31 protein-coding genes are annotated in these 22,450 nt (G+C 38.4%); 16 read left to right on the forward strand and 15 right to left on the reverse strand.

Annotation, left to right across the window (positions count from 1 at the left end):
• Positions 1 to 164: 164 nt before the first annotated feature.
• Genes UNSWCS_RS10500 through UNSWCS_RS10520 form a run of 5 tightly spaced genes read right to left on the reverse strand, consistent with a single transcriptional unit; the run spans position 165 to position 4,792 of the window.
• Positions 165 to 1,505: a DUF945 family protein gene (locus UNSWCS_RS10500; protein WP_021088504.1), complete on the reverse strand. Its 1,341-nt coding sequence runs from the start codon at positions 1,503 to 1,505 to the stop codon at positions 165 to 167.
• Complete coding sequence (locus UNSWCS_RS10505) at positions 1,502 to 2,068, reverse strand: DedA family protein (protein WP_021088480.1); 567 nt, start codon at positions 2,066 to 2,068, stop codon at positions 1,502 to 1,504. Before UNSWCS_RS10505 ends, UNSWCS_RS10500 begins: the two co-directional genes overlap by 4 nt.
• A complete protein-coding gene (locus UNSWCS_RS10510) occupies positions 2,068 to 2,664 on the reverse strand; it encodes a lipid-binding SYLF domain-containing protein (RefSeq protein ID WP_021088494.1) in 597 nt (198 codons plus the stop codon). Before UNSWCS_RS10510 ends, UNSWCS_RS10505 begins: the two co-directional genes overlap by 1 nt.
• Positions 2,665 to 2,673: 9 nt before the next feature.
• On the reverse strand, positions 2,674 to 4,227 hold the full coding sequence (gene rny / locus UNSWCS_RS10515; RefSeq protein WP_035144026.1) for a ribonuclease Y: 1,554 nt from the start codon (positions 4,225 to 4,227) through the stop codon (positions 2,674 to 2,676).
• Positions 4,148 to 4,792 (reverse strand): 5-formyltetrahydrofolate cyclo-ligase, encoded by a 645-nt coding sequence (locus UNSWCS_RS10520; RefSeq protein WP_021088490.1) that lies wholly within the window; start codon positions 4,790 to 4,792, stop codon positions 4,148 to 4,150. Before UNSWCS_RS10520 ends, rny begins: the two co-directional genes overlap by 80 nt.
• Before the next feature lie 49 nt (positions 4,793 to 4,841).
• On the opposite strand from UNSWCS_RS10520, the gene UNSWCS_RS10525 reads away from it, so the two are divergent.
• Genes UNSWCS_RS10525 through radA form a run of 4 tightly spaced genes read left to right on the forward strand, consistent with a single transcriptional unit; the run spans position 4,842 to position 8,013 of the window.
• Positions 4,842 to 5,477, forward strand: coding sequence for a TlpA family protein disulfide reductase (locus UNSWCS_RS10525; RefSeq protein ID WP_021088481.1), 636 nt, complete (start codon positions 4,842 to 4,844; stop codon positions 5,475 to 5,477).
• On the forward strand, positions 5,477 to 6,343 hold the full coding sequence (gene ftsY, locus UNSWCS_RS10530; RefSeq protein ID WP_021088489.1) for a signal recognition particle-docking protein FtsY: 867 nt from the start codon (positions 5,477 to 5,479) through the stop codon (positions 6,341 to 6,343). Before UNSWCS_RS10525 ends, ftsY begins: the two co-directional genes overlap by 1 nt.
• Positions 6,336 to 6,698: a VanZ family protein gene (locus tag UNSWCS_RS10535; protein ID WP_021088501.1), complete on the forward strand. Its 363-nt coding sequence runs from the start codon at positions 6,336 to 6,338 to the stop codon at positions 6,696 to 6,698. The genes ftsY and UNSWCS_RS10535 overlap by 8 nt, the downstream gene beginning before the upstream one ends.
• Positions 6,673 to 8,013 (forward strand): DNA repair protein RadA, encoded by a 1,341-nt coding sequence (radA, locus tag UNSWCS_RS10540; protein ID WP_021088483.1) that lies wholly within the window; start codon positions 6,673 to 6,675, stop codon positions 8,011 to 8,013. The genes UNSWCS_RS10535 and radA overlap by 26 nt, the downstream gene beginning before the upstream one ends.
• 218 nt (positions 8,014 to 8,231) lie before the next feature.
• On the opposite strand, the gene UNSWCS_RS10545 is transcribed toward radA, so the two are convergent.
• The 7 genes from UNSWCS_RS10545 to fliL form a co-directional block, all read right to left on the reverse strand.
• Positions 8,232 to 8,462, reverse strand: a complete 231-nt coding sequence (locus UNSWCS_RS10545) for a colicin immunity domain-containing protein (protein ID WP_035144027.1) — start codon at positions 8,460 to 8,462, stop codon at positions 8,232 to 8,234.
• Between the two features lie 232 nt (positions 8,463 to 8,694).
• A complete protein-coding gene (locus UNSWCS_RS10550; RefSeq protein WP_021088496.1) occupies positions 8,695 to 9,306 on the reverse strand; it encodes a hypothetical protein in 612 nt (203 codons plus the stop codon).
• 52 nt (positions 9,307 to 9,358) lie between these two features.
• Positions 9,359 to 9,640: a hypothetical protein gene (locus UNSWCS_RS10555; protein WP_035144028.1), complete on the reverse strand. Its 282-nt coding sequence runs from the start codon at positions 9,638 to 9,640 to the stop codon at positions 9,359 to 9,361.
• Positions 9,641 to 9,694: 54 nt separating this feature from the next.
• Positions 9,695 to 10,150 carry a hypothetical protein gene (locus UNSWCS_RS10560; RefSeq protein ID WP_162142152.1) on the reverse strand — a complete coding sequence of 152 codons (456 nt, stop codon included), beginning with the start codon at positions 10,148 to 10,150 and terminating at the stop codon, positions 9,695 to 9,697.
• Between the two features lie 154 nt (positions 10,151 to 10,304).
• Positions 10,305 to 10,448 (reverse strand): hypothetical protein, encoded by a 144-nt coding sequence (locus UNSWCS_RS11910; RefSeq protein ID WP_021088497.1) that lies wholly within the window; start codon positions 10,446 to 10,448, stop codon positions 10,305 to 10,307.
• A 208-nt stretch (positions 10,449 to 10,656) separates the two neighbouring features.
• Positions 10,657 to 11,001, reverse strand: a complete 345-nt coding sequence (gene acpS / locus UNSWCS_RS10565) for a holo-ACP synthase (RefSeq protein ID WP_021088503.1) — start codon at positions 10,999 to 11,001, stop codon at positions 10,657 to 10,659.
• Entirely contained in the window at positions 10,998 to 11,534 is a 537-nt protein-coding gene (gene fliL / locus UNSWCS_RS10570; protein ID WP_002942267.1) for a flagellar basal body-associated protein FliL, read from the reverse strand. The genes acpS and fliL overlap by 4 nt, the downstream gene beginning before the upstream one ends.
• 58 nt (positions 11,535 to 11,592) lie before the next feature.
• Between fliL and ybaK the strand changes: the two genes are divergently transcribed.
• Positions 11,593 to 12,075, forward strand: coding sequence for a Cys-tRNA(Pro) deacylase (gene ybaK / locus UNSWCS_RS10575; RefSeq protein WP_021088500.1), 483 nt, complete (start codon positions 11,593 to 11,595; stop codon positions 12,073 to 12,075).
• Here the strand turns inward: ybaK and UNSWCS_RS10580 are convergent.
• Together UNSWCS_RS10580 and UNSWCS_RS10585 are read right to left on the reverse strand one after the other, a co-directional pair.
• Positions 12,064 to 13,050 carry an SAM-dependent methyltransferase gene (locus tag UNSWCS_RS10580; RefSeq protein WP_021088487.1) on the reverse strand — a complete coding sequence of 329 codons (987 nt, stop codon included), beginning with the start codon at positions 13,048 to 13,050 and terminating at the stop codon, positions 12,064 to 12,066. The two genes, ybaK and UNSWCS_RS10580, sit on opposite strands and share 12 nt — an antisense overlap.
• Complete coding sequence (locus UNSWCS_RS10585) at positions 13,047 to 13,655, reverse strand: trimeric intracellular cation channel family protein (RefSeq protein WP_021088495.1); 609 nt, start codon at positions 13,653 to 13,655, stop codon at positions 13,047 to 13,049. Before UNSWCS_RS10585 ends, UNSWCS_RS10580 begins: the two co-directional genes overlap by 4 nt.
• A gap of 117 nt (positions 13,656 to 13,772) precedes the next feature.
• Between UNSWCS_RS10585 and UNSWCS_RS10590 the strand changes: the two genes are divergently transcribed.
• A complete protein-coding gene (locus UNSWCS_RS10590) occupies positions 13,773 to 14,438 on the forward strand; it encodes a lipid-binding SYLF domain-containing protein (protein WP_021088493.1) in 666 nt (221 codons plus the stop codon).
• Positions 14,439 to 14,544: 106 nt separating this feature from the next.
• Here the strand turns inward: UNSWCS_RS10590 and UNSWCS_RS10595 are convergent, their stop codons facing one another.
• Positions 14,545 to 14,754 carry a hypothetical protein gene (locus UNSWCS_RS10595; protein ID WP_002942234.1) on the reverse strand — a complete coding sequence of 70 codons (210 nt, stop codon included), beginning with the start codon at positions 14,752 to 14,754 and terminating at the stop codon, positions 14,545 to 14,547.
• A 150-nt stretch (positions 14,755 to 14,904) separates the two neighbouring features.
• Here UNSWCS_RS10595 and UNSWCS_RS10600 point away from each other — a divergent pair, with 150 nt between their 5' ends.
• From UNSWCS_RS10600 to modD, 10 genes are all read left to right on the forward strand, one after another.
• The gene (locus tag UNSWCS_RS10600; protein WP_021088498.1) at positions 14,905 to 15,351 is read left to right on the forward strand and encodes a transcriptional repressor; all 447 of its coding nucleotides are present in this window, start codon (positions 14,905 to 14,907) and stop codon (positions 15,349 to 15,351) included.
• A gap of 102 nt (positions 15,352 to 15,453) precedes the next feature.
• Positions 15,454 to 15,777 (forward strand): HMA2 domain-containing protein, encoded by a 324-nt coding sequence (locus UNSWCS_RS10605; RefSeq protein WP_021088492.1) that lies wholly within the window; start codon positions 15,454 to 15,456, stop codon positions 15,775 to 15,777.
• Positions 15,770 to 16,420, forward strand: coding sequence for a ferritin-like domain-containing protein (locus tag UNSWCS_RS10610; RefSeq protein ID WP_021088491.1), 651 nt, complete (start codon positions 15,770 to 15,772; stop codon positions 16,418 to 16,420). The genes UNSWCS_RS10605 and UNSWCS_RS10610 overlap by 8 nt, the downstream gene beginning before the upstream one ends.
• 31 nt (positions 16,421 to 16,451) lie before the next feature.
• The gene (locus UNSWCS_RS10615) at positions 16,452 to 16,763 is read left to right on the forward strand and encodes a hypothetical protein (protein ID WP_035142665.1); all 312 of its coding nucleotides are present in this window, start codon (positions 16,452 to 16,454) and stop codon (positions 16,761 to 16,763) included.
• A gap of 9 nt (positions 16,764 to 16,772) precedes the next feature.
• Positions 16,773 to 17,087: a hypothetical protein gene (locus UNSWCS_RS10620; protein ID WP_012001863.1), complete on the forward strand. Its 315-nt coding sequence runs from the start codon at positions 16,773 to 16,775 to the stop codon at positions 17,085 to 17,087.
• Positions 17,087 to 17,407, forward strand: coding sequence for a hypothetical protein (locus UNSWCS_RS10625; RefSeq protein WP_012001864.1), 321 nt, complete (start codon positions 17,087 to 17,089; stop codon positions 17,405 to 17,407). Before UNSWCS_RS10620 ends, UNSWCS_RS10625 begins: the two co-directional genes overlap by 1 nt.
• Positions 17,376 to 19,466 (forward strand): heavy metal translocating P-type ATPase, encoded by a 2,091-nt coding sequence (locus tag UNSWCS_RS10630; RefSeq protein ID WP_414531023.1) that lies wholly within the window; start codon positions 17,376 to 17,378, stop codon positions 19,464 to 19,466. Before UNSWCS_RS10625 ends, UNSWCS_RS10630 begins: the two co-directional genes overlap by 32 nt.
• 14 nt (positions 19,467 to 19,480) lie before the next feature.
• On the forward strand, positions 19,481 to 20,944 hold the full coding sequence (locus UNSWCS_RS10635) for an alanine/glycine:cation symporter family protein (protein ID WP_035144031.1): 1,464 nt from the start codon (positions 19,481 to 19,483) through the stop codon (positions 20,942 to 20,944).
• Positions 20,945 to 20,954: 10 nt separating this feature from the next.
• Positions 20,955 to 21,212, forward strand: a complete 258-nt coding sequence (locus UNSWCS_RS10640) for a hypothetical protein (protein ID WP_021088499.1) — start codon at positions 20,955 to 20,957, stop codon at positions 21,210 to 21,212.
• A gap of 1 nt (position 21,213) precedes the next feature.
• A complete protein-coding gene (gene modD, locus UNSWCS_RS10645) occupies positions 21,214 to 22,047 on the forward strand; it encodes a ModD protein (RefSeq protein ID WP_021088485.1) in 834 nt (277 codons plus the stop codon).
• The last annotated feature ends 403 nt before the right edge of the window (positions 22,048 to 22,450 follow it).

A 22,450-nucleotide genomic window follows, 5' to 3' on the forward strand; every position in this document is an offset into this window, starting at 1 on the left:
TAATCATAATAGACTGGCTCAATCGATCACTTGTTTAGATTTCAAAGATTGACTAATAGTTTAACAATTGTAAGTTAAAAGAACTTTCTGCTCTGCGTTCTGCAAAACAGAAAGTGAAGTATATAGAAGTGATGCTTAAAAGTAGATAAAAATTAGGCTATTTTTTAAAAGCCCATAAATAAATTTTGAAGTCCAACCTTTTCATTAAAAATAATATCTTTTTTATTTGGATCGTACTTAAATTTACTTACTACTTTTTTGCCATCTTCTTTTAAATATCCAGCAGATATAAGTGTTGGCTCGATAAGAGTCATTTCAGGGAAGAGCGTATCAAAAAATTTAGCCAAAGTCTCATCCACGCTTAGCTCACCATTAAGTGATAGCTTATCAAAGATCGCAAGCTGACTTTCTCCGCTTTTAAAGCCATTGATAGCAGCATCTAGTTTTAAATTTATCGCATTATTGCCATTTTTAAAGCTTAATGTATCCACTTTCACGCTTGGATTTTTCTCTAAAATTTGACCCATTACTTCGTCCAAATTTAACCCAGCAAAGATGCTCTCATTTGTATCAACATTTACATTACTTAGTCTATCAAGTATATTATTTATAGTTGGCACGTTGATATTTGCTATCTTGCTATCTAAGATAAAATCTGTAAATTTCACTTTATTAACAGCAACTGCACCTATCTTCACTACATCATTTGAGCTACCAAGATCATTTGAGACTTCAAATTTCGAGCTATACTCAAGATCATCTAAAGCAACATTGCCATCCTTTTCATCTAATAATGCTAGTTTTTTAATCTTAGCTTTTGCTATGTAAGGGGCTAGTTTGCTCTCAAATATCTTTGAAATTTCAACTGGCACAGTGTAGCTTGTATCTATATCGACGCCTTCAAGATTAACTTCTGCTTTATTTTCTTCATTAAGATCTTTTAATGAAACTTTCTCAAGACCCAAGTTTGCGCTATTTACATTATCTTTTGCGTCCAGTTTCAAGCCAAATTTCACATCCTTTGTATGAACGTTCATAGTTTGCTTGTCGCTAAAGTCGATATCACTAAATTTAACATTTACATCTTTATCACCACTCACGCTAGCCTTTGTTTTTGCCGTTGCGACGACGTTTGATCCAAGAAATGAAGCTACGATATTTTTTATAGCCTCATTTTGTATAGAAATTTTTGAGTCGATATCAAAGCCATTTACAAATGCAAGCACTGAGTGAGAAATTTCATTTTCTACCTTAAAATTTAGATCCTCATCTACATCTTTGCCGGCTAAATTTTTCAAAAGATCCTTTGAAACGATAAGATCAAACGATCCTTTTGAGCCAAAAAAGCCTTTTTGATAGCTATTTTCTGAAACTTTAAAGCCATTCACATCATTTAGTCTATCAACTATCCTTTGATAGTTCTCCTCGACCTTGTTTGAGGCGAAATAAACAGCGCCTGCAACGATCACGATAACTACGATTAGAGCAGATATCACCTTTTTCATGCTTTTCTCCTTTTTGTAATGTGTTGTAAAAATAACCAGATACCTAATAACAAGCCAACCATGGCAAGTGGCATGATATAGCCATGCTCGCCAAGATAATTGCTCACACTCATAAAATAATCCCCTGTTTTATAGCTAGCAAGACCTACGATCACCGCCCAAAGCACTGAAGAGATCAAATTTATAACACTAAATTTATAAAAAGAGTATTTTGTAAGCCCAAGTGCGATAGGCACCAAAGTTTTGACGCCGTAGATAAATTTTTTGATAAATATTATCTTATCGCCGTGCTTCTTTGCCAAAATTCCAGCGTAGGCAAGCTTTCTTTTGTGATTTTTTACATAAGGCATAAGTGAGCTTTTATTAAACCTTGCGACGTAAAAGATCAAAGTATCGCCGATCGTATTTGCCACGGCAGCGACGATTATGCTAAGAGAGATGTCCATTTTACCAGCAAAGCTTAATATCCCAGCGGCGATAAGCGCGACCATGCCACCACCAAGGCTGTAAAAAAATAGCACGATGTAGCCGTAAGTTGAGATTGAGTTTATAATATCTTGCATCATTGCCCCAAAAGTTTAGAAGCTGAAGATATTAGTTGCTCGTATGCGTAGCCACTTTGTTTTAAAATTTCATCCTTTGCGCTAATCACTGCTCCGCCAAAGCTAGCTCCAGCGAAAAATCCATCATTTGCAGCATACGCGTAGATGTCGCTTGAAAATTTAAAGTCGCTTACTTTATTATAATTGCGTCCAATATCGCCAAATGCCACTGAAAGCTTCGTATCAAGCGTGATCTTGGCGTCTTTTATGTCGTAGATGATGCTATCTTTAAATATAAATAGCACAAGCGAGCTATCTTCATAGCCAAGCTGTATGCCGATGCTGCCGCCACTTATACTAACTGGCAAAATTTCACTTGGCGAGTTGATGTTGCCAACGACCATGATGCCATCTCCGCCCATGCCACCGACCACAAAACCGACTTTTTTTACACTTGGAAAGATGATCGTCGCTTTTGACTGCTCGATGAGCTCTTTTATAGGAGCATTTCTAGCACCTCTCATCGTCGTTATAAACGAATTTGCCGAGTCTAGCACGAGCTCCTCGCCAGCAAAGCCAAGCGAGAAAAGCATTATTAATGATAAAAGAAATTTCATATCTTGCCGTTATTTCGCAAAATCAACAGCGCGAGTCTCTCTGATGACACTTACTTTTATCTCACCAGGATACTGCACCTTACTCTCGATCTCTTGAGCTATCTCTTTTGCTACAAGCACCGCCTCATCGTCATTTATAAGTTTAGCATTTGCGATGACACGAATCTCACGGCCAGCGTTGATCGCATAAGCTTGCTTGATGCCCTCTTTGCTTTTTGCGATGTTTTCGATCTCTTCGACACGTTTTAAGAAGCTCTCAAGCACCTCACGTCTAGCTCCTGGACGAGCTGCGCTTAGTGCGTCAGCTGCGCAAACAGCAGCACTTTCTATACTTGTAGCCTCTTCGTGGCCATGGTGAGCATAGATAGCATTGATGACGACTGGATGTTCTTTATAGCGTTTGCAAATTTCAGCTCCAAGATCGACATGGCTACCCTCGTACTCGTGAGTTAGCGCTTTGCCGATGTCGTGAAGTATGCCAGCTCTTTTTGCTAGCTTCTCATCTCCGCCACACTCAGCTGCGATGATGCCAGCAAGGTGAGCCACTTCAAGGCTGTGCGCAAGGGCATTTTGACCGTAGCTTGCTCTAAATTTAAGCTTGCCTATTAGTTTTACTATCTCTGGATGAATTTTATTTAGACCAAGATCCATGACGATGTTTTCGCCCTCTTCTTGTATGCTTTGTTCAAATTCTTCAGTCACTTTTTTATGAAGATCTTCTATCCTTGCTGGCTGAATTCTGCCGTCCTCCACCAAAAGCTCGATCACTCTTGTTGCAATCGCACGTCTGTAAAGGTTAAAGCTGCTTAAGATGATAGCGTGTGGGGTATCATCGATGATGATATCAACGCCAAGCACCATTTCAAGGGTTTTGATGTTACGTCCCTCTTTGCCGATGATCCTACCTTTTAGCTCATCGTTTTTGATATTTACGACATTTATCAGACGTTCAGCCGCAAATTCTCCAGCAAATCTTGACGTAGCCTGCGCCAAGATGTAATTAACCCTCTTTTTAGCCTCTCTTTTTGCCTCTTCTTCGTACTTTCTAACGATGTGAGCGATGTCGGCGCGTGACTTCTCTTCGACCTTTTTAAGCACGACCTCTTTTGCCTCTTCTTCCGTTAAGCCAGCAGCGTGCTCAAGCACTCTTATCGCCTCTTCTACTTTGTTTTGATAAGTCGCTTTTAAATTTAAACCCTCTTCGTAAGTGACCTTTGCATCTTGCTTATCTTTTTCAAAAAGCTCTTTGCTCTCATTTAAAAGCTCTTGCTCATTTAGCAAAATTTTCTCTTTTTTGGTTAGCTCATCAAATTTACTTGCATACTCTTTTTGAAGCTTTGTTGTCTTGTCGTCATATCTTTTTTTAGCCTCAAATTCAGCCTCTTGCACTGAAATTTTAGAATTTTTAAGCGTTAGCTCAGCTTCATACTCAATAGCTTTTGCCTTTGCTTTTGCTTGTTCTAAGAATATATTGTAGTTTGCATCATTTATCTTTTTGGCGTAGAGATACCCTACTCCAACGCCCACCACACCGGCTCCTAAGCCTATTAAAACCTCTATCATTTATTCCTCTTTTTATATAATTTTTGCTTGGGGTTATATAAAAGTCTGCTACCGCATCGTGCGCCTGCGAGAGCACATCTTTGGTGTAGAAGTCTTTTACCTCTAAGAAAACTATCAGTTTCGGCTTAACGGGCAAAGTGTCAAAAAATCTATCGTAAAATCCTTTTCCGTGCCCTATCCTTGCCATAGCTCCATCAACCCCAATCGCTGGAACTACCGCCATATCGAGTTTAACATTATTAATTTTTTTGCCAGATGGCTGTCTGACATTAAATTTATAAGTTAGAAATGGCAGTCGTAATCTTACCATCTCTAAGCTAAGACCTACCATAAAAGGGGCAAAAATTTCACATTTATGTGATAAATTTCGTCTTATTTTAAGCACATCGACTTCGTAGTTAAGCGGCAGATAAAAGAGCACCTTTTTAGAATTTGTATAATTTATCAAATTTAAAAGCGTTTTTACCGCCTTATAATGCGTGCATTTTGCTCTAAATTTAGCAAGCTTTATCAAATTTGCTCTTGCATTTTTTCTAAATTCGTTTTTTTCTAAATTAACGCTCATTTTATGCTCTTTCTTGTATAATCCTGAAACATTTTTCAAAAGGAAATTTATGACACTAAAACGCGCAATTATAACATCACTTTGTCTTTTTGCATTTTTCGGATGCGGCGACGACAAAAGCCAAAAGAGCGAGCAAAACAGTAGCGAACCAGCTGTGCAAAGTAAAAATTTAGAAGAAAATGCCAGCAAAGATGAAAATTTAAGCAAAGATACGCTCACACCAAAGATAAGCGAGAGCACACAAAGTGACGAAGTAAAAGATATAAGCCTAAAACTACTTAACGGCACAACTATGCAGATCACAAAAAGAAGCAACGGCTTTGACGTAAAAGATGGCAAAAAAGCGACACTTTACGTATTTTTCGCCACTTGGTGCCCACCTTGCAAGGCTGAGATCCCATCTTTAAACAACCTAAGTGAGAAATTTAAAAACGAGCTAAACATCGTTGCTGTCTTGCTTGAAGATAAGAGCGAGGACGAAGTTAAAGAATTTGCTCAAAAATATAAGATCAAATACGACATCGCAGTTGGCGAGGGAAATTTCTTATTTGAAAAGGCGATGGGCGGCATCAAAGGACTCCCTGCATCTGCACTTTTTAAAGCAAATGGCGACTACGCTCAAGGCTACATCGGTCTTGTGCCTGAAGAGATGCTTGAAACTGACATAAATAGGGCCATAAAATAATGCTTGAGTTTTTGAAAAGAGGCTTTGAAAAGACCTTTGGAGCGATAAGCTCGGCTAAAAAGTCAAAAAAGATCGACAAAGAGAGCTTAGAAGAAATTTTACTAGAGGCTGACGTGGCTTACGAGATCGTGGAGGAGATTTTATACTACTTGCCGCCACAAGATGAAGTGAGCAGAGCTGATCTTAGACGCGTTATGAGTAGCTATTTTATCTACGAAAATGAGCGCGTGATCGAGCCTGATAAGCCATTTGTCGATCTTATCCTCGGCGTAAATGGCGCTGGCAAGACGACAACCATCGCAAAGCTGGCAAATTTATATAAAAATAACGGCAAAAGCGTCATTTTGGGCGCTTGTGATACATTTAGAGCTGGGGCGATCGAACAGCTGCGCCAGTGGTCACTTAGACTAAATGTGCCAATAGTCGCCACCCAGCAAGGCCACGATCCTTCAGCCGTGGCCTATGACACGATCAGCTCAGCCCTTGCAAAAGGGATCGACCGCGTCATATTAGACACAGCTGGCAGGCTTCAAAACCAGACAAATTTAGCCAACGAGCTTGATAAGATCGTTCGTATCAGCAAAAAGGCCTACGAAAAGGCGCCTCACCGTAAAATTCTCATCCTTGATGGCACGCAGGGCAACGCTGGCGTCGCACAGGCAAAGGCGTTTAACGAGATCGTCTCGCTTGATGGCGTCATCATCACAAAGCTTGACGGCACTGCAAAGGGCGGAGCGCTATTTGGCGTGGCAAGGGAGCTTGAGCTACCTATATTTTATATAGGCGTTGGCGAGAGCATGGACGATATCATCAAATTTAATCCAGACGAGTTTTTAGACGAGCTGATGGACGCCATTTTTGAGTAGGGTCAAATTTCTTAGTAAAATTTGCTTTTTCGCTGCTCTTTTGGCGATTGATATTCTTGCATTTACTCCAAAAAGTCCCGCTATCATCGAAAATTCGTGGGACAAAGCAAACCATTTTTTAGCTTTTTTCGTCCTTTATATCCTGCTCTACCTTGGTTATGAGTTTAAAATTTTAAAAAATTTAGCCCTACTTTTAGCCTTTGGTGTGCAGATAGAGCTCGTTCAGGCATTTTTACCAAATAGGAGCTTTAGCCTGCTTGACATCGTAGCTGACATGATCGGAGCGGGATTTGGAGTGATAGTAGTTGAAATTTTAAAAAGGATATATTATGGCAAAAGCAAAGCCAGTTTTTGAGTGTCAAGCCTGCGGTAATCAACAGGCAAAGTGGCTAGGCAAATGCCCACAATGTGGGGCTTGGGATAGCTTTGTCGAGCTTAGCCAGCAAGAGATAAAGATAAGCAAAGAGATAGCAAAAAGTAGTGGCACACCTAGCAAAGCCATAAGCATCGACGAAGTCGAAATTCAAAATTTTACGAGATTTAGCACCAAAGATAGCGAGCTAGACCTTGTTCTTGGTGGTGGCGTGGTCGAGGGCTCGCTTGTGCTTATAGGCGGCAGTCCGGGAATTGGCAAATCAACTCTGCTTCTAAAAATTGGCTCAAATTTAGCAAAAGATGGCAAAAAAACGCTCTATGTAAGCGGCGAAGAGAGCCAAAGCCAGATAAAAATGAGAGCTGACAGGCTAAATGCGGTGGATAAAAATTTATACCTGCTAACTGAAATTTGCCTAGAAGATATCATGCTAGAGGTGCAAAAGAGCGACTACAAGGTGCTAGTCATTGACTCCATACAAACGCTTTATAGCCAAAATATAACCTCCGCACCAGGCTCGATCACGCAGGTTCGCGAGATCACTTTTGAGCTGATGAGGCTTGCAAAGAGCCAAAATATCTGCGTTTTCATCATCGGGCACATAACCAAAGAGGGCTCAATTGCAGGGCCTAGAGTGCTTGAACACATGGTCGATGTGGTGCTTTATTTCGAGGGCGACGCGAGCAGAGAGCTTAGAATTTTGCGTGGGTTTAAAAACCGCTTTGGCTCGACTAGCGAGGTTGGCATATTTGAGATGAGCCAGCACGGACTGGTGAGCGCAAATGAGGTCTCAAGCAAATTTTTCACGCGTGGCGGGGCGATGAGTGGCAGCGCGATCACCATCATAATGGAAGGCTCAAGGGCGCTTAGCATCGAAATTCAGGCGCTTGTTTGCGAAAGTGCCTATCCAAAACGAAGCTCGACTGGCTTTGAGAGAAACCGCCTAGATATGCTGCTAGCCCTACTTGAGCGAAAGCTTGAAATTCCACTTGGGCACTACGACGTCTTTATAAACGTTTCAGGTGGCGTTAAGATAAGTGAGACTGCGGCCGATCTAGCCGTCATCGCAGCGATCATCAGCAGCTTCAAAAACCGCCCTATCAGCAAGGACAGCGTCTTCATCGGCGAGCTAAGCCTAAATGGCGAGATAAGAGAAATTTTCAATCTCGATCAGCGCTTAAAAGAGGCAAAAACGCAGAAATTTAAAAATGCGATCATCCCAAACAAACCGCTTGACACGCAAGGTCTAAAGTGCTTTTACGCCAAAGATATCACGCAAGTGCTTGAGTGGATGTAGGGATAGTTTCGGTATGCTTTTTGCGCAAAATGACAGTGATCTACAAAGTCACAAAGAGATAGTTTATACTTTTGTGTCAAGAGATAAAAGATTTTTTAGCGAATATCAAAAAGAACTCACGCGAAATTTACCACTTTATCCTAGCTTGGAGTTGTTGCTTATCGATTTTGCGGTTATTTAGGACAAAGCCGTCCTAACTCAAAGAGATTGTTTTAAACTTATAGCTTTATTTGATTTAGTGCATTTATTGTGCTATTTTTTAATGCAATCTCATCAATTTCACCAGCATTTCTTAGTTCTTTAATTGGGCAATATTCTTCCACATCATAAAATAAACTTTGCATAACGTCATAATAATTATTAAAAAAACCGTCATCTTTATGCAATAACTTAAAGAATTGAGTTTGATAAGTGCTTGCATCTATTTTATCTTTGGCAAAATCTTTCATTAAAGTCAAAAAATTATTATAAATCACAAAACTACTCCTATTTATTGCATCTAATAACATCATTATACCGACCAATAAAAATCATTTTAATACCCTAAAATAAAAACCAAACCATATAATGTGGCTACTTGATATATGATAAAATTTATATTTAGCAATACTTAACAATTATTACCTTTACGATCTCACAAGCCTCTACTTTTTCTCAATATAATATATTGTATATTTAAATTTACTCATCAACCACTTCTATCCCACTTGGACAAATTTTAGCAAGTGGATTGTTATATTCTTGCTTGCATTTTTCGCACTTTATGACGCCTAGTTCTGCACTAGCCTGCTCTGCGTTGTAGCAATGCGGACAAACTACGTAGCCATCTACTTGTGTATCTACTCCTATAGCTTTGATACTTGGATCTTGATAGTCGTTAAAGATTTTTCTAAACCACTTTTTTGAAAATTGATTTTGCACAATGTGACTAAATCGCTCACAGTATATTTTCTCTTCTTTTAAACAACCATCAACATAATTGTTCCAAAAATTCTGATAGTTTATAACACTCGGTGCCATAATTATTTCACTATTGTTATGTCTTATAGTCCAGTCATTATCTATTTTATCATCCACTATTTCAAATAAATCAGCGCTAAAATATGCTCCGTATTTATTATCATTACTTATGATCATATATGTGCAATTACACTCATTTTGCATATCTTTTATATTTATCTGAACTATTTCATATAAAACATTTGGTCTCAAATACTCATTAAATTTTTCGTCCAAACATTCTACAATGGGACACAGCCTATTATCAACACCTGCTTTTAGTCTTACTTTCAAATTTTACCCTTTTTATAATCTGGTAATTTTATTACAAACAGCTGCTACAATTTTAGACCAAACGCAAAAAATCATATACATCTTTATTTATACCAATAATCTTTGCTGCTTCTTTTATCATTTCAAAATCCTCGTCAGACACTTTTATGCCATATTCATATAATTGAACGCATAAATCCTCCAACACAACTCCATACTCACCGTGATCCATATTGATCATCTCATTTTTAATAAAATCTGACATTTTCAAATTTATAAATTTTTCTTCATAGTTATTTAACAATTTAGACAAAATACTATGTATAAATTCTAAATTATTATCTTTTTTTATCATTATTGCATCTTCCTATTTAATCAAATTAGCATAACTATTTATGCAAAAGCCGCATCAACTTACTTTTCCACTTTGTAAATCTACAAAATATTCCAAGCCATCCATACATTTTATAAACAGCTGCTTTCCTATGATTTTGTAATCACACAAAATATCTTTAAAATATGCCTCCCATATTTGTGTAGAGCCGATGTAACATATCACACCGCATTCACATATAACAAATACATATTCGCTTTCATTTTCAGTAAGAATTTCATAAAACAAAAAAGATAATTTGCTATTAAAAACTATACTTTCCTTTTCTATATCGAAACAAATAAAATTTTGACCAGCACCTATGTAAAGTAAATTTTGTTTTGAGTTAAAACTTATTTGCGGCTTAATCCCATAATCACAACAAGCTACGCCATAATCTTTATGTGCAAATTTAATATATAAAAAGTTATTGTATAAATCATCACCACAATATATAATATTGTCGCCAACATTCTCTTTTAAACTCTTCAATGTTTCTAAAAAGCGAGTTGTAATAAACATAGTATCATTTACCTCTTTTTATAATTACAGTAATTAGTCTATTTTCATCCAAAGCAAATTCTAGTTTTATATCAGGCAATATTTTAAAACTTCTTTTTCAAATATATCTATAAGTCTTTGTATATTATTGATAAATTTTCACCTTGCCTTCATGCATCTCCATCAGCAAGACATCGTAAATAGTTTCCTTTTTAAGCTTATCAAATGCACTTAGCTCGCGAAGTTCAAGCGATGAAATACCAATTTTTGATTTTAGTTTTACTTTCATTTTTTACCAAATTTATTTTTATATTCCAAATCATGGCACGCTTTTAATAACACTAGCGTTAAAAATTTCTATAGCTATTCTTACCTATATTTATTTATAACAATAATGTATTATATTTATCATCTCATTTTTAAAAAAAATTATGTTATTAAAATTATTTTGATTTTTATCTACGTTATGTTCTAAAAACTTCAAATACAGATAAATTTCACACGATCATCACTGCAGCTACGGCAAATCCGCCGTCGTGAGTTATACTAAGGCTTGCTTCTTTGATATTAAAATTTGTATAAATTCTTGGGCTAAATTTTATTTTTGGTGCATTTTTTGCGTCTTTGCTGAGCATAATGTCTAAAAAGCCACACTCTTTGCTAATGCCCACACCAAGGGCTTTGCTAGCTGCTTCTTTGGCCGCCCAAAATCCAGCCAAAGTCGCATCATTTTTTGCTAGCGCGATCTCATCATCGCTTAAAAATCTCTTTAAAAAAAGCTCGCCGTGACGAGCCTTCAGTCTTGAAATTCTATCTATCTTAACGATATCGATGCCTATCATTGCACCACAAAATCAGTAAAAAATATGTTTTTGATATAGCCATCATTTAGCACTTCATTTAGCTTGCCGACGATCTCGTCTTTTAGCCTATCTTTGCCCTTTGCAGTGCTTACTTCTTCGTATGTTTTAGAAGAGAGCGTTCTTATGATGATATCTCTTAAAAGTGCTTTTTTCTTATCAAGCTCGGCAGTTAGTAGCTCGTCGCTTTGCTCTAAATCGATCTTAGTTTTAAGAAATCTTGATCCATTTTCACTAAGTAAATTTACGACAAACTGATCAAGCGGATATATCGGTCCCATATTCGAATAGTCGTTGCCACCGCGTTTTGCTTTGTTTTGAGCGGGTGCTGGTTGAGTTTGAGTCTGAGCTGGTGTTTGCGCCATATTTGCCTCTTTTGGCTCGTCTGAACTAAGCATCAAAAACGCCACTAGCCCTCCGATAACTAGCAATAAAACAAATATCGCGATGATGATTATCATCAAAGCGCCATTGCCACCTTTTTTTGCTTTTTTCTCTTCAACTTCTTCAGCCATCTTTCCTCCTTTAAGTTTTGGCTATAATTATACAAAAAATTCACAAAAATGAAAAAAGATGATACATAAAACCAACGCCGCTAGGCTTTTAGACAAGCTAAAAATAGAGTATGAGATACTTGAATACGAAGTCGATCTAAACGACCTTTCGGCCGTTCATGTCGCAGCTAGCACCAAGCAAGATATAAAGCAAATTTACAAAACTATCGTCTGCCAGTGCGAGCCTAAAAATTTTGTCGTTGCCTGCGTGCAAGGCGATCTGGAGCTTGATCTAAAAGCACTTGCTCATGCGTGCGGGGCCAAACGCTGCGAGCTTATAAATTTAAAAGATCTAGAAAAGATCACCGGCTACATCAGAGGCGGCTGCTCGCCACTTGCTATGAAAAAGCACTTTTCCACATTCATCGACGAGCGAGCAAAAGAGCAAGAGTACGTGCTAGTAAGCGCTGGAGTAAGAGGCAAGCAGATAAAGATAGCACCAAATGACCTTTTGAAGGCTTGTGAGGCGAGTTACGCTGATATCGCCAGACTAGCTCTTTAAAAACTCTATAAATTTAAACTTCTCGCCCAAAAACTCGGGCGAGAGTAGAAATTTCGCTTGTTTTGCGGCATTTTCGTAGGCTTGCTTGCTGCCTTTTTCAAGCACCAAAGATAAAATTTCATCCACGCCAAAGTCGCAAACTAAGGCATCATTTTGTTTTTTAAATTTAAGCATCAAAAAGCCAGCTTCGCAAAAAGCCTCTTTTACCTGCTTAAAACAAAGGCTATAAGTTAGATCCGAGCTTTTAAAATATGGCTCAAGGTTTGAAATTTCAAACAAAGAAAAAACTTGATGATCTTTAAAAACTCTTAGGCTAAATTCATTTTTTGGCTCAAATTCGCCGTAGTCAAAGCTTAAAAATCTCACCTTTTTTGCCGCATTTGCAAGCTGAAGCGCAAATTTAGCGTAGCTAGTTGAAATTTCACCCCTTTTTATGCCAAATTTCTTTGCAAGAGCTAGCAAATTTTGATCTGCCTTTTGCCAGTGAAATTTTAAGTCACTATCCACAAAAAGCATATTTTCCCCCTCTATCACCTCGCAGCTAAATGCGTCAAACAGCTCATTTGAGATGACAAAAATTTCATCAAACACACACTCGTCTAAATTTTCATAGTGCCCTACTCTAACCTCGTCACCAAAGCGATTTTTAAAGGTTTCAAGCTGTTTTTTACGTAAAATTTCATGAGGTTCGATAATGATAAACTCTAAATTTGACAAAATTTCTGGCTCAAGAGTAAAAATACCCTGTGCGAAATCAGCCAACATATCGCCTGAGTTTGCGCCGATCTCCACGACCTTGCATGAGCTAGAAATTTCGCCATTTTTAAGTAGCTTTAAAAAGTAGTTTGCAAGGCAGACACCAAAGAGGTAGCCAACGCTTACATTTGTGTAAAAATCGCCCTTTTTGCCGATATCCACGCCAAATTTATAGTAGTTTTCATTGACCCAGATATCAAAAAACTCGCTAAATTTCATAGATCAGGCAGCTTCCAGCCTCTATAAAATGCAAACATCCTGACCGTTATGCCAGCAGCTAGTAAGAGCATAGTAAAAAATATGTTGGTAAGGCCTAGATGATAGAGGATAAAGTAAGCAAGCCCCACGCCAAGGCTTATCGTGCCGTAAAGTCCGGTGCGTAAAAACCAAGGAACTTCATTTAGCAAGATATCTCTTAAGATACCACCGCCAACACCGTTAAAAAAGGCGATCATCATAACGCCAAAGATGTTATAGCTATACTCGATGGCAACCATCGCTCCAACGATAGAAAAGCAGATAACGTCGATCGCATCGGCAAAGATAAAGACAAATTTCTTCTCCAAACCATCTCTTTTTATATGTAAATTTGTGATCCTAGATGCGACAAGCATAAAGATGACGACGCTTACTGGCATGTAGTGAGTAAATGAATAAACTGCCCTGCCAACGAGCATATCACGCACGATACCGCCTCCAAGTGCGGTCAAAAATGCAGACAAAAAGACGCCCAGCCAGTCACACTCTCTTTTTACTGCAAACAAAAAGCCACTAAGCGCAGCTGATGCGATACCGACGTATTCGACAAAAAGTATTAAGCTCATATTTTTTCCTTAAAAATGGGCATTTTATAATGAAATCTCATAAAATTTCATTAATAAATTTTTAAATAATAGTTTATTTTAGGCTATAATAACAAAAATTTTAAATAAGGAAATTTGATGAAAAAAATTCTAACTTTGCTATTTTTGATCGGCTCATTTTTTGCGTTAAATTTAAACGCTGATGTGATCCAAAATCAAAAATTAAAAAACGCGATAAACATTTTAAACGCTTTTGGCACTAGAAATTTAAAACCAAATACCAAATTTACAGGCATCAAAGCCATCGCCATCATCCCAGACGCAACAAAAGCAGGTGCGATCATCACTGGCTCAAAAGGCAAAGGCGTATTTATCGCTAAAAACGACGATGGCGAGTGGTCAAGCCCATTTTTTGTAAATTACACATCTGGCAGCATCGGACTTCAGCTAGGATATAGCTCGGCTGATATGATCATCTTGTTTAAAAACTCAGAAGCCTACGCAAGCTTATTTAACGCAAAAGATACGATCAGTCTAAAAGCAGAAGCGACTGGCGGCGTTGGTAACGAAGTGGCGATAGCTAGTGATTTGCCTGAAATTTCAGCATTTGTCGAGGAGCGTGGTAAAACAAGTGGAGCTTTTGTTGGCGTTAGCTTAGATGTGGCAAGACTTAAGATAAATGCGCAAGATACAAACGACTACTACGATAGAATGTATGAATTTGAAGATATCTACAACAACAGCCCAAAAGCTAGCAAATATACAATCAAATTTAAAGAGATAATCTCAAAATACTTCTTATAATAACCTCATATCTTGGCTCTTTTAGAAGAGTCAAGCTCTTTTTTGGCGTTTTAAAGATTTTTGAAATTTAGTTTATAAATTAGCAAGATTATGGCTTAGCCTTTTGCTAAACCATAAATAGTGATACAAAGCGTTTTTTAGGGATCGGAGAAAATTGAGTCATATATTCAAACGCCTCTTCGTAGTCGCCGTCAGTGTATTGCGCGACTTGCTCGATAAGCTCATAAAGCTCTTCGTCATCCATCGAGTCAAAGCTGCCTCTATTTTCCAAAACCTCTAACAAAACGGCGTCTAATTCTAGCTCGTCGTAAGTCATTTCGTTCCTTAATTCTGATTTAAAAAATGCGAAACTATACCAAAAGAAGCTTATAAAATACTTTACTTAGAATTTGTAATAAATTTTATGCATTTTTTAGTAGAAAAGTTGTAAAATCTTTACATTCATTATCAATTTGATAGGGATTTTGTGGAAGACTTTGAACTATTTTACAAGCATTTTAACGAGTTTTTAAAAGCTTTTAATCAAAAAGGCTCTGAGATAAAAGAGCAAATTTTGCGTGTGCTTTTTGCAAGCAAGTCACATCTAAATGCTCAAGAAATTTGTCAAAAAATTTATGAAACTTACAAAAATGAAATTTCAATGACTTCTATATATACCTTTTTAAATTTTCTTGAAGAGCACCATTTGGCAAATAGTTTTGAGCAAAATGGTGTTAAAAATTACGAGTTAAATTTAAAATCCTCTCATGATCACTTGATATGTGAAATTTGCGGAAAGGTGGTTGATTTTGAAGATGAAATGATAGAGCAAAGGCAGGAGCAAATTTGTATCCAAAGTTCATTTAGCGCAGAGTCTCACAAGATGATACTTTATGGAATTTGCAGTGATTGCCAAGCAAAAAATGGGGTTTAAATTTATCATTTCATTTTGCTTTTTGATAATGAAAGACAAAAAAATTTCAGATTTGTTTAAGTTGCAGGTTAGATAATACGCAGACAAAATAAAAGGATGAAAATGGATATAAAAACACAAACTTTAGCACAAGTTGCAAGCTATTTTTCGATGATAGCTCACACAAATGGCAGACTAAGAGTAAGGGTTAGCCCAAAGATCAAAGAGCTAAGCAGTAGCGTAAATTTAGCTAGTTTAGATGATATGATTGCTCAGATAAATGGCATAAAAAATGTTAAATTTAACAAGATAATCGGCTCTGTAACGATCGAATACGACCATGAAATTTTCCCTAAAAATCTCTGGGAGGATCTCTTAAAAGGGCAAAATTTAGAAGAAATTTCAGCTAAAGTAAATGAAGTAGCAAAAGAAGTAAAATATGCTTAATGAGCTTTTAAACGCCTCTTATACGAGCGAAAAAAACGCACTAAGGTTATATGAAGGCCTAGCTTCGTTTGGTGAAGTATTTGATCAAATCGCAAGCGTGAGAAAAAATGCGACCATTTTGATAGAAAAATTTGCAAGCGCGCATGAGTATGAGCTTGTTTGTGAAAATGAAGCTATCTTTTTGCCAGCAAAAAATAAAGAAGATGCGCTGATAGAAGCGCTAAACTATGAAAATGAGCTAAACAAAATGTATGAAAAATTTTGTGAAAGCTTAGATGATGAGGAGCTAAAAGATCTATTTTTTAGACTTTGGGCTACTTCAAATAACGAATACATCGCCTCTTTAAGGCATTGCTTAAAAGAAATTTATAGCGGAGCTGTGGCAAAAAATGAGCTAAATTTAAATGAAATTTCACAAAATTTTGAGCAAAATGGCATAACAAATATTTTAGAAAGCTATCAAAATGACTTTAATGAGATAACTAAAAGCTTGCAAAATATCGCAAGTGGTAAGGCTGATAAAAACGAGTTGGCAAAGATCACAAACAACCCAAATTTCTCGTTTTTTAGCGGGCTTGCGCTTGGGGCATTAGGCATTTCAGTAGTTAGCAAAAATTTAAATAAGGATGGAGAAGATGAATAATTTACAAAATCAAACAAAGAAAGGATTTAAAATGGCATTACCATTTTTAGCAGGTTTAGCAGTAGGCGGTTTAGCAGTAGTTGCTTGGAGTAAAAGAGATAAGATCAAAGAGTGCGCAAAAGATGGCTTAGACAAAGGCAAAGAGGCTGCAAAAGATCTTTACAAAAAAGGTAAAAACGTCGCAAAAGACGCAAAAGACTTCATGGTAAAAGAAGAGAAAAAAGCAAAACGTGGCGCTAAAAAAGTAGAAAAAGAGGCTGAAAAAGTGGTTAAAAAAACAAGAAAACCACGCGCTAAAAAGCCAGCAGCTCCAAAAGCTATCACACCAAACGATATAGCTTAAGGATAGAGAATGCAAGAAAATAATCTTTTTACGCTTTCAAACACAAGGCTTCCGTTTGATCACTTCATCAGCGGAGCCTTAATCGCTGGCATGGGTGCGGCTGCGCTTGGTTTTAACGACTATCTAAACAACAGAGCAACTAAAAAAGATGTCGCTAAGAAGATAGTAAAATACGCTGTAACTGGCGGTTTTGTCGGTGCTGTTGGCATTCACGCTTCAAATTTGATAGCGCAAAAAAAATATCTAAACGCAGCAGCTTTTACTGCAGCTGGCATAGGCGGTCTTTTGATAGCTGAAGAACTAATAAAATTGGAGAGTAAATAATGAATAACCCTTACATCAATGAAGAAAACGCAAACGAAGTAGCAGCAAATGACGCAGCAGCAACTCAGCCAAGTGCAGTTGATAATGCAATAAACAATGCAGCTCAAAATTTACCATTTGTACCTGAAAATTTTAACGCAGCTGGCTTTGTAAAAGGCCTACTTTTAGGCGGCATAGCAGCTTATGTGCTAACTAATCCAAAAGCACAAGAGTGCGTATTTAAAGCGATCATCAAAGGTGGCGAGCTAATAAACGCTGGCATAGAAGAACTAAAAGAGCGTTTTGAAGATGTCAAAGCTGAACTTGACTCACAAAAATAAGGTCACTCTAGCTCATAAGAGCAAAAATAGAGCAAGGTTTATTTGCGAGAGCCTAAATGCCAGAAGCGATGTCAGCGCTATCGAGGCTGCGATCTCAGAGCGAACCGATGCAAGAAGCGTGCGTGTAAATAAATACGCAAAAAGTATCGTCATCGAGTTTGATAAGAGCTATGAGAAAATTTTAGATTTTATAAAAAGCTATGATTTTCCAACCAAGCCAAAAGATGAGAGCCTGCCTAGCAAAGCAAATATCTACAAAGCTGCTGCTGCACTTGGTGTAACGCCGTTTATGAGTAATAAAACTCTAAAATCAGCCGTAACTCTTTACGCAACAGCTCCAAATTTAATAGAAGGTGCAAAAGAGCTAAGGTACGATGGCATCACCTCAAAGGTGCTTGAAGCAACTGCTATTGGCACTAGCCTTGCTATGGGCGATCATTTGGCTGCAAATAGCACAAATTTAATGATAAATATCGGCGAATACATGGAGGAAAGTGCTAGCCACAGAAGTGATGATCTAATAAAAGAGCTAGCTAAACCAAACATCGAAGAGGTATGGGTCGAGCGAAATTTAAACGGTGAAAAGACGCTTGAAAAGGTAAAAACCGAAAATTTAAAAAAAGGCGACATCGTAGTCGTGGGAGCTGGCGAGACGATAGGCGTTGATGGCTACATCGTCGAGGGTAATGCTGATGTCAATCAAGTCTCAATGACTGGAGAAGCCGAGCCTGTGGCAAAAGCTAGAGGCGACCGCGTCATAAGTGGCACTGTTGTCGATGAGGGCAGGATCAAAATTTGGGCTGAAAACGTAGGTAACGACACCGCAACCGCAAGGATCAAAAAGTACATCCAAAGCTCGCTCAATGAAAAGTCAGCCATCGGCGTAAAAGCTCTAAAACTAGCTGATAAACTTGTGCCAGTCACGCTCTCTCTTGCTGGGCTTTCGTATGTTATAAATAAAAATATGAACAGCGTTGCTAGCGTGCTTCAGGCTGATTACTCTTGCGCGCTTAAGCTTGCTACGCCAGTTGCGTTTAAGTCAAGCATCTCAAAGGCTGGCAGAAACGGCATCCTCATAAAAGGCGCAAAGGCGATCGAGGCTCTAAGCTCGGTTGATACCTTTGTCTTTGACAAAACCGGCACTCTAACTCACGGACGCCTAAGTGTGGTTGAAATTTACTCTTTTAAAGATGGATTTTCAGAGGCTGATATCTTAAATTTAACAGCAAGTGCCGAGGAGCACTACTTCCACCCAGTAGCTGAAGCGATAGTCGAGGCTGCAAACAAGCGTGGATTTAGCCACATTCACCACGACGAGGTCGAATTTATCGTGGCTCACGGCGTAAAAACTGCGATGCACGGCAAAGAGGTGGTCATCGGCAGTAGGCACTTCTTAGAAGATGACGAGATGATAAGCTTTAAAGCTCACGAAACGCTCATAAATAAGGCTTTGCAAAGCGGTCTAACCTTGCTTTACGTGGGATACGACAAAGAGCTTGTTGGCGTCATAGCCATGAAAGATGATATGAGAGCAAACGCTAAAGATATGGTGGCAAAACTACGAAATCTTGGCGTAAAAGAGATAGTTATGCTAAGTGGCGACATCAAGAGCAAGGCTGAAGAGGTAGCGCGCGAGCTAGGGCTTGATAGGGTCTATGCTGAGTGCTTGCCAACGGACAAAGCAGCGATCATCGAAGAGCTAAAAAATGAAGGCAAAAAGGTCGCCTTTGTCGGAGATGGCATAAATGACGCGCCAAGCTTAACAAAAGCAAATGTTGGCATAAGCATGCACAAAGGTGCAGATATCGCTAAAGCAACGGCTGATATAAGCCTTTTAAAAGATGACATTATGAGCGTGGCGCTTGCAAAAGAGCTCGCAAATAAGACAATGAAGCTAATAAGCTCAAATTTCCGCTCAACCGTTGGCGTAAATACAGCCATATTAAGTGCCGCAACGCTTGGCATGCTAAATCCAATAGCAACTGCTATGCTTCACAATGGCACGACGATCTGGCTTCTGCTCAACTCAATGAAGGGCGTGAAGATCAAGTCAAAATAAATTTGAAAGGATAGATGGTGTTTGAGAATTTCTTAAACTTTTTAAACGGCAAAATGGATGTAGCCAACGACTTTTTATATGGATATTTTTTGGTTATCATCCTTGTAGCTTCAGGAATTTACTTTAGCTATCTTACCCGTTTTGTGCAGTTTAGGATGTTCTTTGAAGCTTGCAGAGTTCTGGTAGAGAAAAAGGACAAGTATAACAAGCACCATCTAACGCCATTTCAAGCGCTGATGATCTCGACTGCTTCACGCGTTGGCATAGGCAACATAGCTGGAATTTCAGCGGCCATCGTCGCAGGTGGCCCTGGAGCACTTTTTTGGATGTGTTTGATGGCGTTTTTAGGCTCAGCTTCAGCCTTTATTGAGAGTACTCTAGCTCAAATTTATAAGACCAAAGATGTTTTTGGCTTTAAAGGCGGTCCAGCTTACTACATCAAAAACGGGCTTGGCATAAAGTGGCTTGGCTCTTTGTTTGCTATCATCCTCATCATCACCTATGCATACGGCTTTAACGGGCTTCAAAGCTACACCATGACCTCTGCCTTTGAAATTTACTACGATCAAGCAGGCAGCAACATCACCTTTGCGCAAAGCGGCTTGCCTATTGGCATCGGACTTATCCTTACAGCATTTACGGCTGTGATGTTTTTTAGCAAAAGTCACATCATCGGCAAAGTTAGCTCATATATAGTGCCTTTCATGGCGCTTACTTACATCTTACTAGCTATCATCGCGATCGCTTTAAATTTCAAAGAAATTCCAGCCGTTATCAAGATGATCATAGAAAGCGCCTTTGATTTTAAAGCGATCTTTGGCGGTTTTGCTGGAAGCGTGATCGTGATAGGCATAAAAAGGGGACTTTTTTCAAACGAAGCTGGCATGGGTTCAGCGCCAAATGCAGCGGCTGCGGCGCACACAAGCCACCCAGTCAAGCAAGGACTAGTTCAGGCAATGGCGGTCTTTATCGATATGACGATATGCATCGCCTCTGGTATGATCGTGCTTTTTTCTCAGGCATATCTTACAAAACAAACTGGAGTAAGTGGCGAAGTGCTAACCGCCCTACCTCTCGTTCAAGCAGCGATGAAAGAGTATTTTGGCGACTTTGGGCTACACTTTACGACCCTTGCAGTAGTGCTGTTTGCCATCACTTCACTCATCGGCAACTACTACTACGCCCAGGCAAATATGAAATTTCTAACTAAGAGCAAAAATTTAACGCTAGCATTTAAGATCACAGCAGTGATTATGATATTTATAGGCGCTCAGATGAACTTAAAGCTCGCTTGGAACATCGCTGATATCACGATGGCAGCCATGGCTACGATAAACATTATCGCCATTTTCTTATTATCAAAAGTGGTGATACTAGCGATAAAAGACTACGAAGCGCAAAGAAAAGCTGGTAAAAACCCAGAATTTGACCCAGAGAGCCTTGGCATCAAAAATACAAGCTGCTGGAGCAAAAACTAAAGGAGAAAATTTGGGAAAAGATATAAAGATAAGCGGCAAACTATTAGATCTAAACACTCATAGACAAGTAGCAAAGGTCGGCATGAGCGTCACTTTAGCATCTGTTTGCCTAAGCGCACTTTTTATGAAAAATAGATCTGTTAAAAAATTTCACGTAGTTTCTGGCATCGCATTTACATGCTTTGCGCTTTACCACGCTGGACTTTACGATAACGGCATCTTTAAAAAGATGATCGTAAAAGCAAAAACCGCTTCAAAAAAGGCATAAAATGAGACTAAGCGACGCTGAAATTTTAGACTACATAAACGAGGACCTACCCTACTTTGACCTCACAACGTCGCTTCAAAATATCGATAAAAACGCCTCGCTTGAAATTTACTCGCGTGATGAAATTTGCGTTAGCTGTGTAGATGTGGCAGCAAGCATAGCAAGGCTACTTGACTGCAAGAGTGAAATTTTTGTTAAAAACTCTCAAATTTGCAAGGCTGGCGATGTGATCATAAAAATTTATGGTGGCTACGAAGATGTGCATAAGGCTTGGAAGCTGGCTCAAGTCGCACTAGAGTACGCCAGCGCCATCGCAACCTACACAAACAAAATGGTAAAAGCTGCAAAAAGCGTCAATGAAAAATGCGAAGTCTTAGCAACCAGAAAGAGCTTCCCATTTGCAAAGAAATTTTGCGTAAAAGCCGTGCTTGAAGGTGGTGGCGGCATGCATAGACTTGGACTAAGTGACAGCGTTCTTTTCTTTAAAAATCACATAAAAGCCTACGCTAGCTTTGATAAATTTCTATCGCATTTGCCAGAATTTAAAGCCAAAATGGTCGAGCGAAAGATCTGCGTAGAGGCTGAAAATTTGGATGAAGCAGGCAAGCTTTTAAAAGCAAAATGCGACGTCGTGCAGTGTAATAAATTTAGCCCAGAGCTTATCAAAAACATACTAACCTTAAGAGATGAAATTTCACCAAATACTATGATACTAGCAGCTGGCGGCGTAAATTTATCAAATGCAAAAGATTATGCAAATGCCGATGCGATAGTCACTTCTGCGATGTACTCAAAAGGTGTTGCTGACATCAGCGCAAGACTTGAAATTTTGTAAAATTTTACATATAAAAATACATATAATTTATATATAAAATAATAAATATCTCTAATTCTGCTAAGTATTTTAGTAAGCGTCTATCAAATTTTAAAATTTCATGAGCGAGTAATTTCGGCTCTAAAATTTGGGCTAAGCTGTAAGCGAAGCCAAATTTTAGTAGTCAATTCTTAGGGGTGAGTGGAATTTTAAAATTTGCAAAATAATAATTTTCTATTTTTAACAATACAGATCTTAAATTTAAAAACTCCTTTATTCAAAAGGGGGATAAGGGGACTTGAATTACGAAGCCGTCCCCTTATCCCCCTTTTTAAATCCTCCAATCCCCTCGCACGTTAGAGGTGGCATGCAATTGTGCTAAAGCACTGCATGCATTTTTGTTTAAGCTTTTTGATTATTAAAT

This window comes from Campylobacter concisus UNSWCS, from assembly GCF_000466685.1.
GTDB classification, from domain to species: domain Bacteria; phylum Campylobacterota; class Campylobacteria; order Campylobacterales; family Campylobacteraceae; genus Campylobacter_A; species Campylobacter_A concisus_A.

What these genes read in the sequence shown, in the direction of transcription:
- UNSWCS_RS10625 (WP_012001864.1), top strand. Translation starts at nt 17,087, where the DNA reads ATGAATAACCCTTACATCAATGAAGAAAACGCAAACGAAGTAGCAGCA.
- UNSWCS_RS10605 (WP_021088492.1), top strand. Translation starts at nt 15,454, where the DNA reads ATGGATATAAAAACACAAACTTTAGCACAAGTTGCAAGCTATTTTTCG.
- UNSWCS_RS10630 (WP_414531023.1), top strand. Translation starts at nt 17,376, where the DNA reads ATGTCAAAGCTGAACTTGACTCACAAAAATAAGGTCACTCTAGCTCAT.
- UNSWCS_RS10525 (WP_021088481.1), top strand. Translation starts at nt 4,842, where the DNA reads ATGACACTAAAACGCGCAATTATAACATCACTTTGTCTTTTTGCATTT.
- UNSWCS_RS10615 (WP_035142665.1), top strand. Translation starts at nt 16,452, where the DNA reads ATGGCATTACCATTTTTAGCAGGTTTAGCAGTAGGCGGTTTAGCAGTA.
- acpS (WP_021088503.1), bottom strand. Translation starts at nt 11,001, where the DNA reads ATGATAGGCATCGATATCGTTAAGATAGATAGAATTTCAAGACTGAAG.
- rny (WP_035144026.1), bottom strand. Translation starts at nt 4,227, where the DNA reads ATGATAGAGGTTTTAATAGGCTTAGGAGCCGGTGTGGTGGGCGTTGGA.
- UNSWCS_RS10545 (WP_035144027.1), bottom strand. Translation starts at nt 8,462, where the DNA reads ATGAAAGATTTTGCCAAAGATAAAATAGATGCAAGCACTTATCAAACT.
- modD (WP_021088485.1), top strand. Translation starts at nt 21,214, where the DNA reads ATGAGACTAAGCGACGCTGAAATTTTAGACTACATAAACGAGGACCTA.
- UNSWCS_RS10510 (WP_021088494.1), bottom strand. Translation starts at nt 2,664, where the DNA reads ATGAAATTTCTTTTATCATTAATAATGCTTTTCTCGCTTGGCTTTGCT.
- radA (WP_021088483.1), top strand. Translation starts at nt 6,673, where the DNA reads ATGGCAAAAGCAAAGCCAGTTTTTGAGTGTCAAGCCTGCGGTAATCAA.
- UNSWCS_RS10585 (WP_021088495.1), bottom strand. Translation starts at nt 13,655, where the DNA reads ATGAGCTTAATACTTTTTGTCGAATACGTCGGTATCGCATCAGCTGCG.
- fliL (WP_002942267.1), bottom strand. Translation starts at nt 11,534, where the DNA reads ATGGCTGAAGAAGTTGAAGAGAAAAAAGCAAAAAAAGGTGGCAATGGC.
- UNSWCS_RS10635 (WP_035144031.1), top strand. Translation starts at nt 19,481, where the DNA reads ATGGTGTTTGAGAATTTCTTAAACTTTTTAAACGGCAAAATGGATGTA.
- UNSWCS_RS11910 (WP_021088497.1), bottom strand. Translation starts at nt 10,448, where the DNA reads ATGAAAGTAAAACTAAAATCAAAAATTGGTATTTCATCGCTTGAACTT.
- UNSWCS_RS10555 (WP_035144028.1), bottom strand. Translation starts at nt 9,640, where the DNA reads ATGATAAAAAAAGATAATAATTTAGAATTTATACATAGTATTTTGTCT.
- UNSWCS_RS10520 (WP_021088490.1), bottom strand. Translation starts at nt 4,792, where the DNA reads ATGAGCGTTAATTTAGAAAAAAACGAATTTAGAAAAAATGCAAGAGCA.
- UNSWCS_RS10595 (WP_002942234.1), bottom strand. Translation starts at nt 14,754, where the DNA reads ATGACTTACGACGAGCTAGAATTAGACGCCGTTTTGTTAGAGGTTTTG.
- UNSWCS_RS10580 (WP_021088487.1), bottom strand. Translation starts at nt 13,050, where the DNA reads ATGAAATTTAGCGAGTTTTTTGATATCTGGGTCAATGAAAACTACTAT.
- UNSWCS_RS10500 (WP_021088504.1), bottom strand. Translation starts at nt 1,505, where the DNA reads ATGAAAAAGGTGATATCTGCTCTAATCGTAGTTATCGTGATCGTTGCA.
- UNSWCS_RS10620 (WP_012001863.1), top strand. Translation starts at nt 16,773, where the DNA reads ATGCAAGAAAATAATCTTTTTACGCTTTCAAACACAAGGCTTCCGTTT.
- ybaK (WP_021088500.1), top strand. Translation starts at nt 11,593, where the DNA reads ATGATACATAAAACCAACGCCGCTAGGCTTTTAGACAAGCTAAAAATA.
- UNSWCS_RS10590 (WP_021088493.1), top strand. Translation starts at nt 13,773, where the DNA reads ATGAAAAAAATTCTAACTTTGCTATTTTTGATCGGCTCATTTTTTGCG.
- UNSWCS_RS10505 (WP_021088480.1), bottom strand. Translation starts at nt 2,068, where the DNA reads ATGCAAGATATTATAAACTCAATCTCAACTTACGGCTACATCGTGCTA.
- ftsY (WP_021088489.1), top strand. Translation starts at nt 5,477, where the DNA reads ATGCTTGAGTTTTTGAAAAGAGGCTTTGAAAAGACCTTTGGAGCGATA.
- UNSWCS_RS10610 (WP_021088491.1), top strand. Translation starts at nt 15,770, where the DNA reads ATGCTTAATGAGCTTTTAAACGCCTCTTATACGAGCGAAAAAAACGCA.